The 14,784-nt window shown below is 45.8% G+C and carries 17 protein-coding genes; 1 reads left to right on the top strand and 16 read right to left on the bottom strand.

The features are described 5' to 3' along the window. Window positions 1-36: 36 nt before the first annotated feature. On the bottom strand, window positions 37-1,113 hold the full coding sequence (alr, locus tag L3V32_RS23530; protein ID WP_041853013.1) for an alanine racemase: 1,077 nt from the start codon (window positions 1,111-1,113) through the stop codon (window positions 37-39). 13 nt (window positions 1,114-1,126) lie between these two features. After that, entirely contained in the window at window positions 1,127-2,527 is a 1,401-nt protein-coding gene (locus L3V32_RS23525; protein ID WP_005395704.1) for a replicative DNA helicase, read from the bottom strand. Window positions 2,528-2,748: 221 nt separating this feature from the next. Between L3V32_RS23525 and L3V32_RS23520 the strand changes: the two genes are divergently transcribed. Then, entirely contained in the window at window positions 2,749-3,513 is a 765-nt protein-coding gene (locus L3V32_RS23520) for a DUF481 domain-containing protein (RefSeq protein WP_006743223.1), read from the top strand. A gap of 77 nt (window positions 3,514-3,590) precedes the next feature. On the opposite strand, the gene rplI is transcribed toward L3V32_RS23520, so the two are convergent. The 14 genes from rplI to pilM form a co-directional block, all read right to left on the bottom strand. Beyond that, a complete protein-coding gene (gene rplI, locus L3V32_RS23515) occupies window positions 3,591-4,043 on the bottom strand; it encodes a 50S ribosomal protein L9 (RefSeq protein ID WP_005381278.1) in 453 nt (150 codons plus the stop codon). A 33-nt stretch (window positions 4,044-4,076) separates the two neighbouring features. Beyond that, window positions 4,077-4,304: a 30S ribosomal protein S18 gene (rpsR, locus tag L3V32_RS23510; RefSeq protein WP_000090472.1), complete on the bottom strand. Its 228-nt coding sequence runs from the start codon at window positions 4,302-4,304 to the stop codon at window positions 4,077-4,079. 16 nt (window positions 4,305-4,320) lie between these two features. Beyond that, window positions 4,321-4,623: a primosomal replication protein N gene (gene priB / locus L3V32_RS23505; protein WP_005381298.1), complete on the bottom strand. Its 303-nt coding sequence runs from the start codon at window positions 4,621-4,623 to the stop codon at window positions 4,321-4,323. Window positions 4,624-4,628: 5 nt separating this feature from the next. Continuing rightward, window positions 4,629-5,018, bottom strand: coding sequence for a 30S ribosomal protein S6 (rpsF, locus tag L3V32_RS23500; protein WP_005381299.1), 390 nt, complete (start codon window positions 5,016-5,018; stop codon window positions 4,629-4,631). A gap of 242 nt (window positions 5,019-5,260) precedes the next feature. Beyond that, window positions 5,261-5,932, bottom strand: a complete 672-nt coding sequence (gene rpe / locus L3V32_RS23495; protein WP_005395709.1) for a ribulose-phosphate 3-epimerase — start codon at window positions 5,930-5,932, stop codon at window positions 5,261-5,263. A 92-nt stretch (window positions 5,933-6,024) separates the two neighbouring features. Next, on the bottom strand, window positions 6,025-6,864 hold the full coding sequence (locus L3V32_RS23490) for a Dam family site-specific DNA-(adenine-N6)-methyltransferase (protein ID WP_237285369.1): 840 nt from the start codon (window positions 6,862-6,864) through the stop codon (window positions 6,025-6,027). A gap of 69 nt (window positions 6,865-6,933) precedes the next feature. Next, complete coding sequence (locus tag L3V32_RS23485; RefSeq protein WP_237285366.1) at window positions 6,934-8,448, bottom strand: SPOR domain-containing protein; 1,515 nt, start codon at window positions 8,446-8,448, stop codon at window positions 6,934-6,936. Window positions 8,449-8,500: 52 nt separating this feature from the next. Beyond that, window positions 8,501-9,601: a 3-dehydroquinate synthase gene (aroB, locus tag L3V32_RS23480; protein ID WP_237285364.1), complete on the bottom strand. Its 1,101-nt coding sequence runs from the start codon at window positions 9,599-9,601 to the stop codon at window positions 8,501-8,503. Window positions 9,602-9,633: 32 nt separating this feature from the next. After that, window positions 9,634-10,152, bottom strand: coding sequence for a shikimate kinase AroK (gene aroK, locus L3V32_RS23475; RefSeq protein WP_005381319.1), 519 nt, complete (start codon window positions 10,150-10,152; stop codon window positions 9,634-9,636). Window positions 10,153-10,339: 187 nt separating this feature from the next. Next, a complete protein-coding gene (locus L3V32_RS23470; RefSeq protein WP_006742777.1) occupies window positions 10,340-12,088 on the bottom strand; it encodes a type IV pilus secretin PilQ in 1,749 nt (582 codons plus the stop codon). A 25-nt stretch (window positions 12,089-12,113) separates the two neighbouring features. After that, window positions 12,114-12,629, bottom strand: coding sequence for a pilus assembly protein PilP (locus L3V32_RS23465; RefSeq protein WP_012841352.1), 516 nt, complete (start codon window positions 12,627-12,629; stop codon window positions 12,114-12,116). Then, the gene (locus L3V32_RS23460) at window positions 12,619-13,212 is read right to left on the bottom strand and encodes a type 4a pilus biogenesis protein PilO (protein WP_012841351.1); all 594 of its coding nucleotides are present in this window, start codon (window positions 13,210-13,212) and stop codon (window positions 12,619-12,621) included. Before L3V32_RS23460 ends, L3V32_RS23465 begins: the two co-directional genes overlap by 11 nt. Then, window positions 13,205-13,780, bottom strand: coding sequence for a PilN domain-containing protein (locus L3V32_RS23455; protein ID WP_046874634.1), 576 nt, complete (start codon window positions 13,778-13,780; stop codon window positions 13,205-13,207). The genes L3V32_RS23460 and L3V32_RS23455 overlap by 8 nt, the downstream gene beginning before the upstream one ends. After that, window positions 13,764-14,780 (bottom strand): type IV pilus biogenesis protein PilM, encoded by a 1,017-nt coding sequence (gene pilM / locus L3V32_RS23450; protein WP_237285362.1) that lies wholly within the window; start codon window positions 14,778-14,780, stop codon window positions 13,764-13,766. The genes L3V32_RS23455 and pilM overlap by 17 nt, the downstream gene beginning before the upstream one ends. Window positions 14,781-14,784: the final 4 nt, after the last annotated feature.

Raw genomic sequence — 14,784 nt, 5'->3', positions numbered from 1 at the left:
AAAACAAAGGCTAACCTTAGGTTAGCCTTTCGCTGTTTATTTTGAGTACTCCATCTCGACGCGAGGCGTTAGCTTAGTCACGAGTTCATACGCAATGGTACCAATGTGACCCGCCACTTCTTCTACTGGGAGCTCTTTCCCCCAAAGAATCGCTTCGTCGCTGACTTTATCCGTTGCATCTGGTCCCAAATCGACCGTCAGCATATCCATGGAAACTCGACCTGCGATAGGTACTTTACGACCATTTACCCAAACCGGAGTGCCATTCGGGGCACTTCTTGGGTAACCGTCGCCATACCCTACAGCGATGACACCGACTTTTGTATCTCGCTTACTGGTCCACATACCGCCGTAGCCAACACTTTCGCCCTTCTTAACTTCACGTACCGCAATAAGATGGGATTTAAGTGTCATCACGGGTTGATACCCCAGATCTTGTGCGGTCTTGTCATCAAATGGCGATACACCATACATGATGATGCCCGGACGAACCCAATCCAAATGGCTTTGAGGCCATGCCAACAACCCCGCAGAGGCCGCAAGTGAACGCTCCCCCTGACAACCAGAGGTCAACGACTTAAACAGCTCAATCTGTTGGGGAGTGATATGGCTATCCAGCTCATCTGCACAGCCAAAGTGACTCATGTAACGTAACGGCTTGGCTACGTTTGGACACTCTTTCAACCGCGTGACAAACTCATCATATTGCTCAGGGCGAACGCCAAGACGGTGCATCCCACTGTCAATCTTAAGCCACACGACAACCGGAGTTTCAAGGTCGGCTTGCTCCAAAGCGATAAGCTGCTCTTCACAATGCACCACGGTTTGGATGTTGTTCGTCACAAGAACGGGTAAGTCACCTGGAGAGTAAAAACCTTCTAGCAATAGAATCGGCTTTACCACGCCACAAGCGCGCAGTTGCAACGCTTCTTCAATGCGAGCCACACCAAACGCATCCGCATGGTTGGCATGTTTTGCAACGTGACGTAATCCGTGGCCATAGCCATTGGCCTTCACTACAGCCATCACTTTACTTTGGGGCGCTTGCGCTTTCACGCGCTGTAAGTTGTGCTGCAACGCAGACAAATCAATGCACGCCTTGGCCGCTTTCATATAGCTCATGGGGTTACTCATCATCAATATCGAATGCAGGACCCGCGTAGTTGTCAAAGCGCGAGTGTTGACCTTGGAAGGTGAGACGCACAGAGCCGATAGGACCGTTACGTTGCTTACCAATGATGATTTCTGCCGTACCTTTGTATGGGCTATCTGGGTGATACACCTCGTCACGGTAGATGAACATGATCAAGTCGGCATCCTGCTCGATAGAGCCCGACTCACGCAAGTCCGAGTTTACTGGGCGTTTATCTGAACGTTGCTCTAGGGAACGGTTAAGCTGAGACAGCGCCACGACGGGCACATTCAGCTCTTTTGCCAGCGCTTTCAGAGAGCGCGATATCTCCGCAATTTCCAGCGTACGGTTATCAGAGAGTGCAGGCACGCGCATAAGCTGAAGGTAGTCGACCATGATCATCGACAGACCGCCATGTTCACGTGCGATACGGCGAGCGCGTGAACGCACTTCGGTCGGAGTTAGACCGGAGCTGTCATCAATGTACATGTTTTTCTTCTGCATCAAGATACCCATAGTAGAAGAAATACGCGCCCAGTCTTCGTCATCCAGCTGACCCGTACGGATCTTGGTTTGGTCAACGCGAGACAAAGAAGCCAACATACGCATCATCAACTGCTCGGCTGGCATCTCTAGCGAGAAAATAAGCACAGGCTTCTCTTGTTGCATGGCCGCATTTTCACACAAGTTCATCGCAAAGGTCGTTTTACCCATCGATGGACGCGCCGCGACAATCACCAAATCAGAACCTTGCAAACCTGCGGTTTTCTTATTGAGGTCAGTGAAACCTGTGTCGACACCCGTCACACCATCTTGCGGCGTTTTATATAACAGCTCGATACGTTCTAACGTCTTTTCGAGGATGTTATCGACATTTTGTGGCCCTTCGTTTTCACTGGTTCGTGACTCAGCGATGGCGAAAACTTTACTCTCCGCCATATCAATCAGATCTTCCGAACTTCGACCTTGAGGATCGTAACCCGCATCCGCAATCTCATTCGCGACACCGATCAAACCACGGACGATCGCACGCTCGGCAACAATATCAGCGTACGCATTAATGTTAGCGGCACTTGGCGTGTTTTTCGCCAAATCTGCAAGGTAAGCAAAACCGCCCACATCTTCTAATTGCTCGTGACGCTCCAAGTATTCCGATAAAGTAATAAGATCGAGAGGCTTGCCCGCTTCAAGAATGGTTTTTACACCTTCAAAAATTAGGCGATGCGGACGACTATAGAAATCACTGCTTACAACACGTTCGGCAACGGTGTCCCAACGTTCATTGTCCAGTAAAAGACCACCAATTACTGATTGCTCGGCTTCTAGTGAGTGAGGTGGCACTTTGATTGCGTCGACCTGACTGTCTGAAGGTTTGCGATTTCTGTTTTCCGCCATGACTTTGCTCGATAACTACTATTGACCCACGATTATAACCTTAACCTAACTGAGATGCTTCCCCGAAGCGACAATTACTTGTTAAGAAATCAACATGCGAACCGCACAAGTAATAGCCTGGTTCTTCCGCCCAGCTCTAATAAAAATTAACCTACCATTGACCCAACAAAATATCTGTATCAGTATCATGCCCCTCCTTTTTAATTACGTTCGAGGTTGATGTGTCCCGATACTGGTTACTTAGCTTTAGCCTACTATGCGCTAGTGCATCGTATGCTGACGAATCAGTACAGCCAGAGCAAAATATTGATGTGCCTGACCCATTAAAAACCGAGGTGGAGTTCGGCTATCAAGCTCACACAGGTAACACGGACTCTCGTTCCCTGAATGCTCGTTTGAGTGCTGAATATACGTCAGGTCGACACCGTTCTAATGGTGAATGGAAGTACTACAACTTGTACAAAGACGGTGAAGAAGACAAACGCTCATCCACCTACGCCCTACAGAGTGACTACAAGTTAGGCCCTAAAACGTATTTGTATGGCAGCTTTAAAGGGGTGGATTCTCGTTACAGTGCCTATTTTAAAGACTACACCTTATCAGGTGGTTTGGGTTACCAGTTTTCCTACACTGAAAACTTCATTTTAGAGGTAGAAGTCGGTCCTGGTTTTCGTTATCAAGAACCAAATTTAGATGAGATAGATGATGACGACATTGTCTTTCCCGATATCGTTCGAGAAGGCATTTTTCGAGGGAATATCAATACGACTTGGCACGCACTAGATAATTTGAGTTTCGCGGCTGATATTACGTTGGTAACAGGTAAAAGTAACACTCGGGCCGATAGTGAACTCAGCGTGACCAATGATATTACTGAAGATATTGCACTGAAACTGGCACACTCTCGTCAGTATCACGATAAAGTGCCTGAAGGCTTAAGCAAAGCGGACAGCGTATTTTCCGTTAATTTACTTTTCGCTTTTTAACCCTTTTTCTCTCAGTTTTAGAAATAAAAAAAGCACCTCCGAAGAGGTGCTTTTTAGTATTTCGTCTTGATACTGAATTACTCAGCAGCTACAACTTGTAGGTTCACAGTTGCGAAAACTTCAGAGTGAAGTTGAACGCTGATCTCGAACTCACCAGTTGTACGTAGAGCACCTTCAGGAAGGCGAACTTCGCTCTTAGCAACTTCAACGCCTGCAGCTGTGATAGCGTCAGCGATGTCACGAGTACCGATAGAACCGAATAGTTTGCCTTCGTCACCAGCTTTAGAAGCGATAACTACAGCTTCTAGAGCGTTAACTTTCTCTGCGCGAGCTTCTGCAGCAGCTAGTTGCTCAGCAACTTTAGCTTCTAGTTCAGCACGACGAGCTTCAAACATTTCAACGTTAGCTTTAGTTGCCATAACTGCTTTACCTTGTGGGATAAGGAAGTTACGAGCGTAGCCAGATTTAACGTTTGCAGTATCGCCAAGACCACCTAGGTTACCAATTTTATCAAGTAGAATAACTTGCATTGCTTAATCCTCTTTCTTAATAAAATGAACCGATTACTGATGCTTGTCAGTGTACGGTAGTAGAGCTAGGTAGCGTGAACGCTTGATAGCACGTGCTAGTTGACGCTGGTACTTAGCGCTTGTACCAGTGATACGGCTAGGTACGATTTTACCAGCTTCAGTGATGTAGTTTTTAAGAGTTGCTACGTCTTTGTAATCAATCTCTTGTACGCCTTCTGCAGTGAAACGGCAGAATTTACGACGACGGAAGAAACGAGCCATGGGCTATCTCCTGATCTTAAATTTGAGTAATGTTGTCGGCGTGTAACACTAATTTCCCCACGCCATTTCGGCCGGTTTGATAAGTGACAAAACCACTTACCTTAATGTTACTGCCTTGAACTAAATTCTGAGTTAGTGCTTGTGACCCAAGCCCGCTGACGACTACCGGCATACGACAATAAACTTGTCGAGGTAAGTCAGCTTCGATAATAGTAGAGCGATGCTCCAGCCAAAACCGACAGTGTTCAATGCCACCTGGGCTTTTACTACGAATGGGCGGTTTGGCAATGGTGCCGCTCAGCTCCATTCGATTGGCCATAAAACTTACTCAGCAGCTTCTGACTTAGCTTCAGGCTTAGCTTCAGAACGCTCTTCACGACGTGGAGCACGCTCTTCTTTTTGCTTAAGCATGATAGATTGCTCAGTGATCGCTGCTTTAGTACGCATGATCATGTTACGTAGAACTGCATCGTTGAAACGGAAAGCAGTTTCTAGCTCATCAATTACAGCTTGGTCAGCTTCAACGTTCATAAGAACGTAGTGAGCTTTGTGAAGCTTGTTGATTGGGTAAGCCAGTTGACGACGGCCCCAGTCTTCTAGACGGTGGATTTTACCGCCAGCTTCAGTGATTGAACCAGTGTAACGCTCGATCATGCCAGCAACTTGCTCGCTTTGATCTGGGTGCACCATGAATACGATTTCGTAATGACGCATTGGTTGCTCCTTACGGATTATTCAGCTTCCACAAATGGCTCAGTCGTCCAGAGGAAGCAAGGAACTAAAGATAATTGACTGAGTTTAAGGAGCACGAATAGTACAGAAAGGGCGCAAAATAGGCAAGTGATTATTTGCTCAACGCAGGGGATATTTTATTTCATCCAACGCTAGAAATAACAAAGGCTGCCAATAAAGTGACAGCCTTTAAAATCAGGGCATTATCGCGCGTATATCGGGACTTATTTTACTTCAGCCAGTTCCGTGCGCATTTGGTCGATCACTTGTTTGTAATCTGGCTGACCGAAAATCGCCGAGCCTGCAACAAACATGTCTGCGCCCGCTTCTGCGATTTCACGAATGTTGTCAACCTTCACACCGCCATCAATTTCTAAACGGATATCGCGACCAGACTCATCGATCATCTTACGAACTGCACGCAGTTTATCTAGTGTGTGAGGAATGAATGATTGACCACCAAAGCCAGGATTAACCGACATCAGTAGAATCATGTCGACTTTGTCCATGATGAACTCAAGGCTCGCAAGTGGCGTTGCTGGGTTTAGTACCACACCAGCCTGACAGCCGTGCTCTTTAATTAACTGCAGTGTACGGTCTACATGATCAGAAGCTTCCACATGGAATGTAATCATCGACGCACCCGCTTTTGCGAAATCAGGAATAATGCGGTCAACCGGTTTCACCATTAGGTGAACATCGATTGGTGCTGTGATGCCGTAATCGCGTAGTGCTTTACACACAGGTGCACCAAAAGTCAGGTTTGGTACATAGTGGTTATCCATAACGTCGAAATGCACCACATCCGCACCCGCTGCGAGTACTTTCTCGACATCTTCACCGAGACGAGCAAAATCTGCCGATAAAATGGATGGAGCAATAAGAAAATCTTTCATACCTGACCTCAGTAGTAATGAGCAAACAATCTGCGCGCAATTCTACCGAAGCCAGTGGGGAGATCCACTATTTAGATTTAATAGTGTGAGAACTAAGAGTTTGGTTTATCCATCTCAGGGGCATGAAAAAGCGCAAGAAGCTCATCGACTTTATTACGACCACTGCCATTGCGGCTAATGGTGCGCTTTACTTTTACTACATTGAGATCTGCACCGTGATACAACCGACGCGTCAACGTAGTGTCGTGGTTAGAAATCAGAACCGGAATACCACGCTCAGTCGCCGTTCTTTCAGCAATGTCGGCTAATGCAGCCTGGTCATCCAACGTGAAACCATTACCTGCGTATGAGGTGAAATTTGCCGTGTTTGAAAGCGGTGCATAAGGAGGATCGCAATACACCACACTCCCCTTACGTGCTCGGCGAAAAGTTTCTGGATAACCTTCACAAACGAACGTGGCTTTCTTGGCTTTTTCGGCAAAAAACTCCAATTCCGCCTCTGGGAAGTAAGGCTTTTTATATGAACCGAACGGAACGTTAAAACCGCCTTTTTTGTTGTAACGGCATAGACCATTAAAACCAAAGCGGTTCATGTACAAAAACGCTAAAGAGCGGTACATCACGTCATCGGTTTTATTAAACTCAGCGCGAATGTGTAAGTAGGCTTCTTTACGGTTATTCTCGGCAACAAACCAACGCTTCGCTTCAGAGATGTACTCTTCAGGGCGTTCTTTCAGTAGGTTGTACAGATTGATCAGATCTGGATTGATATCTGCCAGTAGGTAATGGTCATAGTCGGTATTCAGAAAAACTGAGCCCGCGCCAACAAAAGGTTCAACTAGCTTTCGAGCCGGCGGTAAATGACGTTGGATGTCTTCAACCAGTCCGTATTTTCCTCCTGCCCATTTAAGAAAGGCTCGTTGCTTTTTCATCTACTGCTCTATCTATCGACCAAAAATTAAGGCTGCGGAATGTAACATATTTTTCAGCGAAGCTCAGGTTTATTTCACGCGATCAATTTCGCGATGAACCTGACGGAGTGATTTTGCCCAAGGACTCACCGACTTAACCGAATCAGGCAAGCTTGCAACGGCATCGCGAGCCATTTGAATTGTCGGATAATCTTGGTATGTGATGATATACCACTCGGTGTCATTGCGAACGGTAGGATAAATTCGTACTTGATTATTCAGCTGATGCTCATCGAGGAAGGCTTGTACATCGTCCATTGACGTCATAGCAGCAAGCTGCAGTGTATAGGCTCTTGGTGATAGTGCTTTTAATTCTTCGCGAGCAAATGAAAACTTAACCACAGACTGCTTCGCACCGTCTTCTTCTGGCTGAGCAGAAGTTTGCGTCATACCTTGATTTGGTTTTACGACTTTTATTAAGGGTGAGCTGGTTTCATCAGTGGCGTCTTGCTTCTCAACGCCCACGACATCATCAATCGCTTTTGTGTCTGCTGAATCAGCTTTACCTTCAAGCAATGCATCGACCACATTCGACTCAATCACCACTCTCTGTTGATTGTCATCACTGCCAACGCTCGCCACTTCTTCCGTTACTGCTGGCGGTAATGAATCAGAATCATCAATCGCGCCAGAGCCATCAAGGCCACTGCTAGTGTCATCAGTCACAGATTGTAGTGAAGACTGCGCAGCACTGATTCCTGACTCTTCAAAAGTTGGAATAGCCGTTTGCTCTAAACTACCAGCAATTTGCTGCGCTTTATCATGAGGGCTTGGTTGATTATACATCCACCAATAGCCACCAGCAGCAAGCAACAGTAATGCTAATACCACTAACGCAATATTCAGCGGTGAACCGACAATCGAGCGGATAATGATCCTTTTTTCCACTTTCATCTCTCCTAACGCCATGATGTCACCCGGTACTGGGTCAACTTTTTTAAATGCATCTCGAACCCGCTTCTCCGCCTCATCATCAACATAGCGCGCAACAAGTGATTCAAAGAAACGACGGGCTTCCACTTCGGACAACATATCAATATCAAGCTCAACAGGCTTTATCTCTTGTCCGTAACTGAGACGTGACAGCAATCCTTCTAAGCGCCCAGACTGCGTAAATAATAAGACATTGATGGTCCAATTCGGCTTATGATGCGCCTCTAAAACCAGCATCCAAAGCTCAGAAACGAGCGTCTCACTTAATAAATGCGCATCATCAACCACAATCGCGATATCACAAGGCTCATCACCCAATAGTCTTTCGAGGCTATCAAGTAAAGGTTCTTGCTGATTAAACAATGCGTCCGAAACCAGTTGACTCAAAATAAGGATGCGGCGCTGCACATCATCTTGATTAGAATGACAAAGTAACAAACATTGATTCTTGTTACTGGCACCCACTTCAAGGTATCGCTGCGCTAACCAAGATTTTCCATAACCATCATGACCATTAATCGCAATGAAATTGGAACCAAAATTAGTCAGCAATCCCAACCTATCAAGCAACTCGATTTGAGAATCTAGTTCCAGAACGTGAGCAACACTCATCTAATAACCTTAATACACTACAAGAATGACGCCCAAAGGCGCCATTACAAGGTTAAATATCGCGACCGAAGTCTATCGCCTGTTTGAGTACGTCTTGTGTCGTATCAGCAATGACCTCGGCACTGCCAATGCCTGTAGGCAAAACCAATCGTAATTGACCAGAGAGGACTTTTTTATCTCGCATCATATGTTTGAGGAAGTCATCGAAGCTCATACTTTCTGGAGTATGAGCAGGCAGTTTGGCACGACGCAAAATCGCAACAATACGCTCAAATTGCTCTGCTGAGATAAGACCGCGCAGATGCGAAGTTTTGGCCGCCATAACCGTGCCAGCAGAAACCGCTTCACCATGCAGCCAATTGCCGTAGCCAAGCTCAGCTTCAATCGCATGACCAAAGGTGTGACCTAAGTTGAGCAGAGCGCGGATGCCCGATTCTTTCTCATCCAGAGCCACCACTTCCGCTTTTATTTCACAGCAACGTGCAATGGCATAAGTTAGCGCTTCTTCATCCAACGCGTACAAGCGTTCAAGGTTTTCTTCCAACCATACAAAAAAGTCTGCATCGTAAATGATGCCGTACTTAATGACTTCTGCGATACCTGCTGCGAATTCACGCTCAGGCAACGTCGATAAACAGTTGGTATCGATGATCACGGCTTTAGGTTGGTAAAACGCACCTATCATGTTCTTACCCAACGGATGGTTAACCGCGGTTTTTCCACCCACCGAAGAATCCACTTGAGATAGTAATGTCGTTGGTATTTGAATAAAGTCGACCCCACGCTGGTAACAGGCAGAAGCAAAACCCACAAGGTCGCCAATAACGCCACCACCTAACGCGATGATCACAACATCACGAGCGTAATTCCCCTCGAGGAGGAAGTTCATCACTTGGTTAAACACATCCAAGTTTTTGTACTGTTCGCCGTCAGGCAATTCTAACAAGGATGCACTACAACCGAGCTGCTCGAGTTGCTTTAAAATTTTGTCAGCATACAAAGGCGCCACTGTGACATTACTGATCACAACAACTTTTTGTTTTGCATTTTTGTTTGAGAGAACTTGAGAGAGGTACGCCGGGTCCTCAAATAACCCGGCGCCAATAGAGATTGGGTAGCTACGCTCAGCTAGGTTGACCGTAATCCGTTCCATCGGTTTGCTCCAATTAAAAAAAAGATAAAAACTTATCTCTCTTCTAGCATTTTTACGATCTGGTTGGCTACCACTTTTGCACTCTGATCGTCAGTGCGAACAGTGTAATCCGCTACTTCTTCATACAGAGGATTACGTTCTTCAGCTAATTGCTCCAATACTTCGCGAGGGTTGTCCGTTTGAAGTAGAGGACGCTTCTTGTCACGGTTTGTGCGCGCAAGTTGCTTTTCAATCGTCGTTTCTAAGTAAACAACAACACCACGTGCCGAAAGACGATTACGGTTTTCTTTGCTCTTAACAGAGCCACCGCCAGTCGCAAGCACGATGCCTTGCTCTTGTGTTAGGTCTTCAAGTACCGCTTCTTCACGCTTGCGGAAGCCTTCTTCACCTTCTACATCAAAAACCCAAGAGATGTCTGCACCAGTGCGTTCTTCGATCACTGTATCGGAGTCAACAAACTCCATATGCAGTTGCTGTGCTAGATGTCTACCAATTGTACTTTTGCCGGCGCCCATTGGGCCAACAAGGAAAATATTACGTTTCTCAGCCATGTTTAGCAGTAATTTACAACATTGATTCAATAAGATCGCCACAAGAAAACACAGCTAAATCGCTGTTCTACAAGGCTTGTGGCACCAGTTCCTCACAGATAATTCGTGATAAGACCCGAAATTATCCAAGCATGGTGCCACTATTGCAACTTTATTTTTGATTTAATCAGTTTTTCACGAGGTAGAACTACTGAATCACCACCTTAGGGGTGACGAAAATTAACAGCTCACTTTTGCCAACATTTTCATAACTTCGACGGAAAAGCGCACCTAATAGTGGCAGATCGCCTAACAAAGGCACTTTGTCCACAGAGTTAGTAATGCTGTGCTGGAAAATACCACCAAGAACGACGGTTTCACCGTTATTTACTAACACTTGCGTCCCGATACGCTGAGTATCAATCGCAACGGCTTCACCAGTGCCTGTTTTCACGACTTGTCCAGGTCTATCTTGCGTAACGCTTAAGTCCAACACAAGACGGTTATCCGGTGTAATTTGTGGCGTCACCTTCAAACTCAATACTGCTTTTTTGAACGTTACCGTCGTGGCACCACTTGATGAGGACTCTAGATAAGGTATCTCGGTACCTTGCTCAATATAGGCAGGCTTCTTATTAGTAGTGATCAAACGTGGGCTTGAGATAATCTCAGCTTTGGACTCTTGTTGCAGCGCAGAAAGCTCGAGGTCTAACAAGGTGTCTGAGCCTAATTTTGCAACCTGAAAAGCAATGCTGGTCGCGTTTGGACTGGTTGCAGCTAAGTTTACGTTTAGGAAGTCATCGATACCTACTCCATCACCGTCACCACCGTCTTCTCCTTCACCACCACCGTTATATAAACCGATCGTGGCAAGGTTGTTTTCGATAGAACCACCAACCGTGTTATTGCCATTAATAGAGGTAAAGCCCCAGCGAATTCCCAACTCGTCCATGTTGCCTTCATTGATGGTCACAATACGCGCTTCAATTTGAACCTGCTTCACCGGGATATCCAAAGATTCAATAATTTCTCGAATCACTTCAATGTTTTCAGGTAGCTCACGAATCAATAACGAGTTAGTCCGCTCATCAATGGTCATACTGCCTCGCTCAGACAACATACTGATGTTCCCTTCTCCGTTGATCATCTCTGCAATATCTGATGCTTTAGCGAAGTTTACCTTGATGATTTCAGACGAAAGCTCTCCCATCGTTTGTTCTAGCTGCTGCTTTTCGAGTTGCTGTTTTTCGCGCAGATCAAGCTCATCTGTTGGAGCAACCAGAATCACGTTGCCATCAACACGCTTATCTAACCCCTTAACTTGCAAAATAATATCCAGCACTTGCTGCCACGGAACACCATCAAGACGAAGTGTGAGGTTACCTTCTACGGAGTCTGAAACAACCAAGTTGAACTGGTTGTAGTCGGCAATCAGCTGTAACACGTTACGTACAGGAATATCTTGGAAGTTAATCGAAATGAGCTTGCCTTCTTTTTCTAGAATGCTTTTATCCGGAGCTTTCTCATTGGGTTTGATCTTAGCCACTTTGATTTCCAAGAATCGCCCCGTTAAACGGTAATCATGCGTATATTCTTCATTGATGTGCGCAACCAAGCGCGTAGTTGAGGTATCGCGAAACACCTCTACGCTTTCAACCACAGTCGAGAAATCTTTTACGTCTAGGAGATACAGTTGCTCGTCTTTTACCGAAGTATTAAGCAAATCGATACTTAACCCTTCCTGTACGCGTTTGACATCGACAATCGCGGCAGGTGACGCCAGTTCAACGACTATAACGGCGTCTTTATCTTTATTAGTGCGAAAGTCGATACTCTTTAAGGCATTAGACGATACTTCTTCTGCTGCCACTAAAGGGGCTAAAAATACAAACAACCATAAGGAGAAGAGCCCTGTTAGTATCCTTGGTGTACGTGTTAATCCTTGTCTCATTTTCATTACTCAATATCAAAAATAAATGGGGCTATCTCAAAGCCAACTTAACTTTACGCTTCTGCCAACACCCTAAGCCGTCGGGCAACGTTTCATTAACTAACAAATAGGAATGGCTGACGTGGGTCACTTTGCCATTGTTGCGTCCGAGGTATTGCCCCGGCTTCACTTTATAAACGGTTCCATTGGGTGCCTGAACGAGACCAGAAACCGTATTACCCATGCCCATAACTCCTTTCAAACGTAATTGGCTTAATGGGAATTTTTCTAATTTGCCAGTGCGCCTTCTTGAAGGCGGTTGCCAGCAATCTTTTCTTGCAACGGGCTGAGTGGCGATGGTGGCTTCTTTTGGCAACTCAAAGGGCGCACGCTGTACTTCAGGTGCGTACGTGACGGCAACATACTTATCTGCAGGCTTAAGTTTCTCGACATCTCGACGCGCCTGACTCTCCACCCCTCGAATAAAATCCGTTAATGACTCATCATTCGCCTGACATCCAAGTAGCAGAGACCCCATCAGTACCAGTAACAAATGCTTACTTGTCATTGTTCGTCTCCTCTGGCTTAAACTGATAGGTATTGGCTCGTACCCTAAAGTGCAGAGTTTCACTTTCTTGGCTGACACGCTGCCAAGTCACATCTTTAAACGTGATGATTCGAGGTAGCGTTGCTATCGCCTGAGAAAAATGGCCGATGTCATGAAAATCTCCCGTTAACTCAATGTTTAAAGGAAGACGATAGAGGAAATGCTCTGATTGCTTTTCACCCCAGTCGATACGGGTAAAGGTCAACTTATTGTCGATACCGAGTTCATTCACCGAAGCGAGCATCGTAGCCAACTCTTTTTGCGCGGGCAGTTGTTGTAGCAATAATTCGTAACGCGTGGTGAGTTCATCCAATTGAGATTGAAGCTGAGGCAATGCTGCTACTTTGTTCGCTTTGATCTTCAATGCCACCTTGAGCGTCTGCTCCTGCTGGACCAAGTTATTCAATTGCTCTTCTTTTGGCTTAAGGTAAAACCAATAGCCAAAACCTTGAATTAGGAAAATCAGCAGCGCGATAACCACAAGCTGAGGCAACAATGGCCACTCTGCCATTTCATCTATTTCGAGATCCTGCCAATCAACCATGCTGGGCCTCCACTTTCTTCTCCGGCACTTTGAACATGAAAGACACTTTGAACGTTTGGAACTCTTTTCCAAAACGCGCTTTTCCGTGAACGATGGAGTGCATTTCTACGTCATTCAACTTGGCCGAACGCTCCATGTTGTCCAGCATCGTGGCAAGCTTTGGAGTGCTATCAGAGATCCCCGAGATCTCAATTTCCAGATCATTCATTTTGATCTTGTCGACATATACACCTTCAGGAATGACGGCTGGCATCAAGTTCATAAACTCGGTCGTTTTGTTTCTACCGTTTTGTAACCCTTCAACCACTTTTAAACGTTCGAGGATTTTGCTGTGCTCTTGCTCGGCGATTTTCATTGCTTCAATACGCTGGTCGAGCTCAGCAATGTAGTGAGTAAGGTAATCAAGCCGCTCCTGCTGCTGATCTTGTTGGTACTCAAAAAACTTTCCAATACCCCATTGAATACCAATGGCGACCAACATGCCTAACGCGACCAAGCTAATGAAACGACGTCGGTGCTCTTCTCTTTGGTTCTCTCGCCAAGGAAGTAAATTAATGCGATAAAGCACGCGCACCTCCTAGCCAATGAATGCCACGAATCGCGAGTCCTGCGGCTGTAGAGAAATGCTGCCAATCCGCGGCACGACGTTTACGTTTGGGCACCTTCATCTCAAATAGCCCTAGCGGGTTTAGCAATTCACACTCTAGTGACAGTTGCTGAGATAACTCTTCCGCGAGCATTGGTGTCGAAGCTCCTTCCCCTGATAACCAGATACCTTTGATATTTTGCGAGCCATTAATTGAGGTGTAGAGCTGCATCTGACGTTTCACCCGTTCCACGATTTGGCGATTAAACAGCTCTGTTTTCTCCTGAGCATCATCGGACATCAAATCATCTTGAACAGGGCTGTTTGCTCCGCGTGTGCCGCAAGCAAACTCTTTGTGAAACAGCTCACCTTGTTCGGTAAACATGGTAAAGGAGCTCGATGAGGTGCCAATATCGAGTAAGCAGTACTTATTTTTGTCAGGAAAGCGATCGGCGGTGAGCTTCCAGATATGACCAAGACTTTGTGAATGCACGTCCACTAAAACGGGTTTTAGTCCGGATTTTTGTAATGCATCCACGCGACTATCGACCACATCTTTTCTTGTCGCAAACACTTGATAGTTATCAGTCCCACGCAACCCATCTTCTGCACGAAGACGGACGAAGTCTAAACTCAGCTCTTCGACAGGGAATGGCGATTGATGAGAAAATGCCTGAATCACAGCAAACTCAACTTCGCTATCTTCAAGGTTTTGTTCTATTTGCAATTTTTTACTGATCACCGAATTATCAGGCACTGAAATTGCGACCTTTTTAGCACCAAAAGGCAGTTCTTTTTTAATCAGCTTTAGGGTCTTTACAATTTCTTGATGATTTATAGTGTTATTTTCAGCGACAATACCTTCCTTTAGTAATATTTCTTTGTAACCCAACAGAGCGTAATTGTTGCCTGTGGGTTTAAGTACTACGGCTTTGAGGCTGTTATGGCCTATATCGATGCCGGTAACGATTAGCTTATCCATCTCT

The sequence above is a fragment of the Vibrio sp. J2-4 genome (assembly GCF_021728155.1).
Lineage (GTDB): Bacteria > Pseudomonadota > Gammaproteobacteria > Enterobacterales > Vibrionaceae > Vibrio > Vibrio diabolicus.
This window is presented reverse-complemented; position numbering and strand designations above follow the sequence as displayed.

Bases quoted from the DNA above. Each gene is read 5' to 3' on its own strand.
- alr (WP_041853013.1), bottom strand. From the start codon at position 1,113: ATGAAAGCGGCCAAGGCGTGCATTGATTTGTCTGCGTTGCAGCACAAC.
- priB (WP_005381298.1), bottom strand. From the start codon at position 4,623: ATGGCCAATCGAATGGAGCTGAGCGGCACCATTGCCAAACCGCCCATT.
- rpsF (WP_005381299.1), bottom strand. From the start codon at position 5,018: ATGCGTCATTACGAAATCGTATTCATGGTGCACCCAGATCAAAGCGAG.
- L3V32_RS23485 (WP_237285366.1), bottom strand. From the start codon at position 8,448: ATGAGTGTTGCTCACGTTCTGGAACTAGATTCTCAAATCGAGTTGCTT.
- L3V32_RS23460 (WP_012841351.1), bottom strand. From the start codon at position 13,212: ATGGTTGATTGGCAGGATCTCGAAATAGATGAAATGGCAGAGTGGCCA.
- L3V32_RS23470 (WP_006742777.1), bottom strand. From the start codon at position 12,088: ATGAAAATGAGACAAGGATTAACACGTACACCAAGGATACTAACAGGG.
- L3V32_RS23465 (WP_012841352.1), bottom strand. From the start codon at position 12,629: ATGACAAGTAAGCATTTGTTACTGGTACTGATGGGGTCTCTGCTACTT.
- aroB (WP_237285364.1), bottom strand. From the start codon at position 9,601: ATGGAACGGATTACGGTCAACCTAGCTGAGCGTAGCTACCCAATCTCT.
- rplI (WP_005381278.1), bottom strand. From the start codon at position 4,043: ATGCAAGTTATTCTACTTGATAAAATTGGTAACCTAGGTGGTCTTGGC.
- rpe (WP_005395709.1), bottom strand. From the start codon at position 5,932: ATGAAAGATTTTCTTATTGCTCCATCCATTTTATCGGCAGATTTTGCT.
- pilM (WP_237285362.1), bottom strand. From the start codon at position 14,780: ATGGATAAGCTAATCGTTACCGGCATCGATATAGGCCATAACAGCCTC.
- L3V32_RS23490 (WP_237285369.1), bottom strand. From the start codon at position 6,864: ATGAAAAAGCAACGAGCCTTTCTTAAATGGGCAGGAGGAAAATACGGA.
- L3V32_RS23525 (WP_005395704.1), bottom strand. From the start codon at position 2,527: ATGGCGGAAAACAGAAATCGCAAACCTTCAGACAGTCAGGTCGACGCA.
- aroK (WP_005381319.1), bottom strand. From the start codon at position 10,152: ATGGCTGAGAAACGTAATATTTTCCTTGTTGGCCCAATGGGCGCCGGC.
- rpsR (WP_000090472.1), bottom strand. From the start codon at position 4,304: ATGGCTCGTTTCTTCCGTCGTCGTAAATTCTGCCGTTTCACTGCAGAA.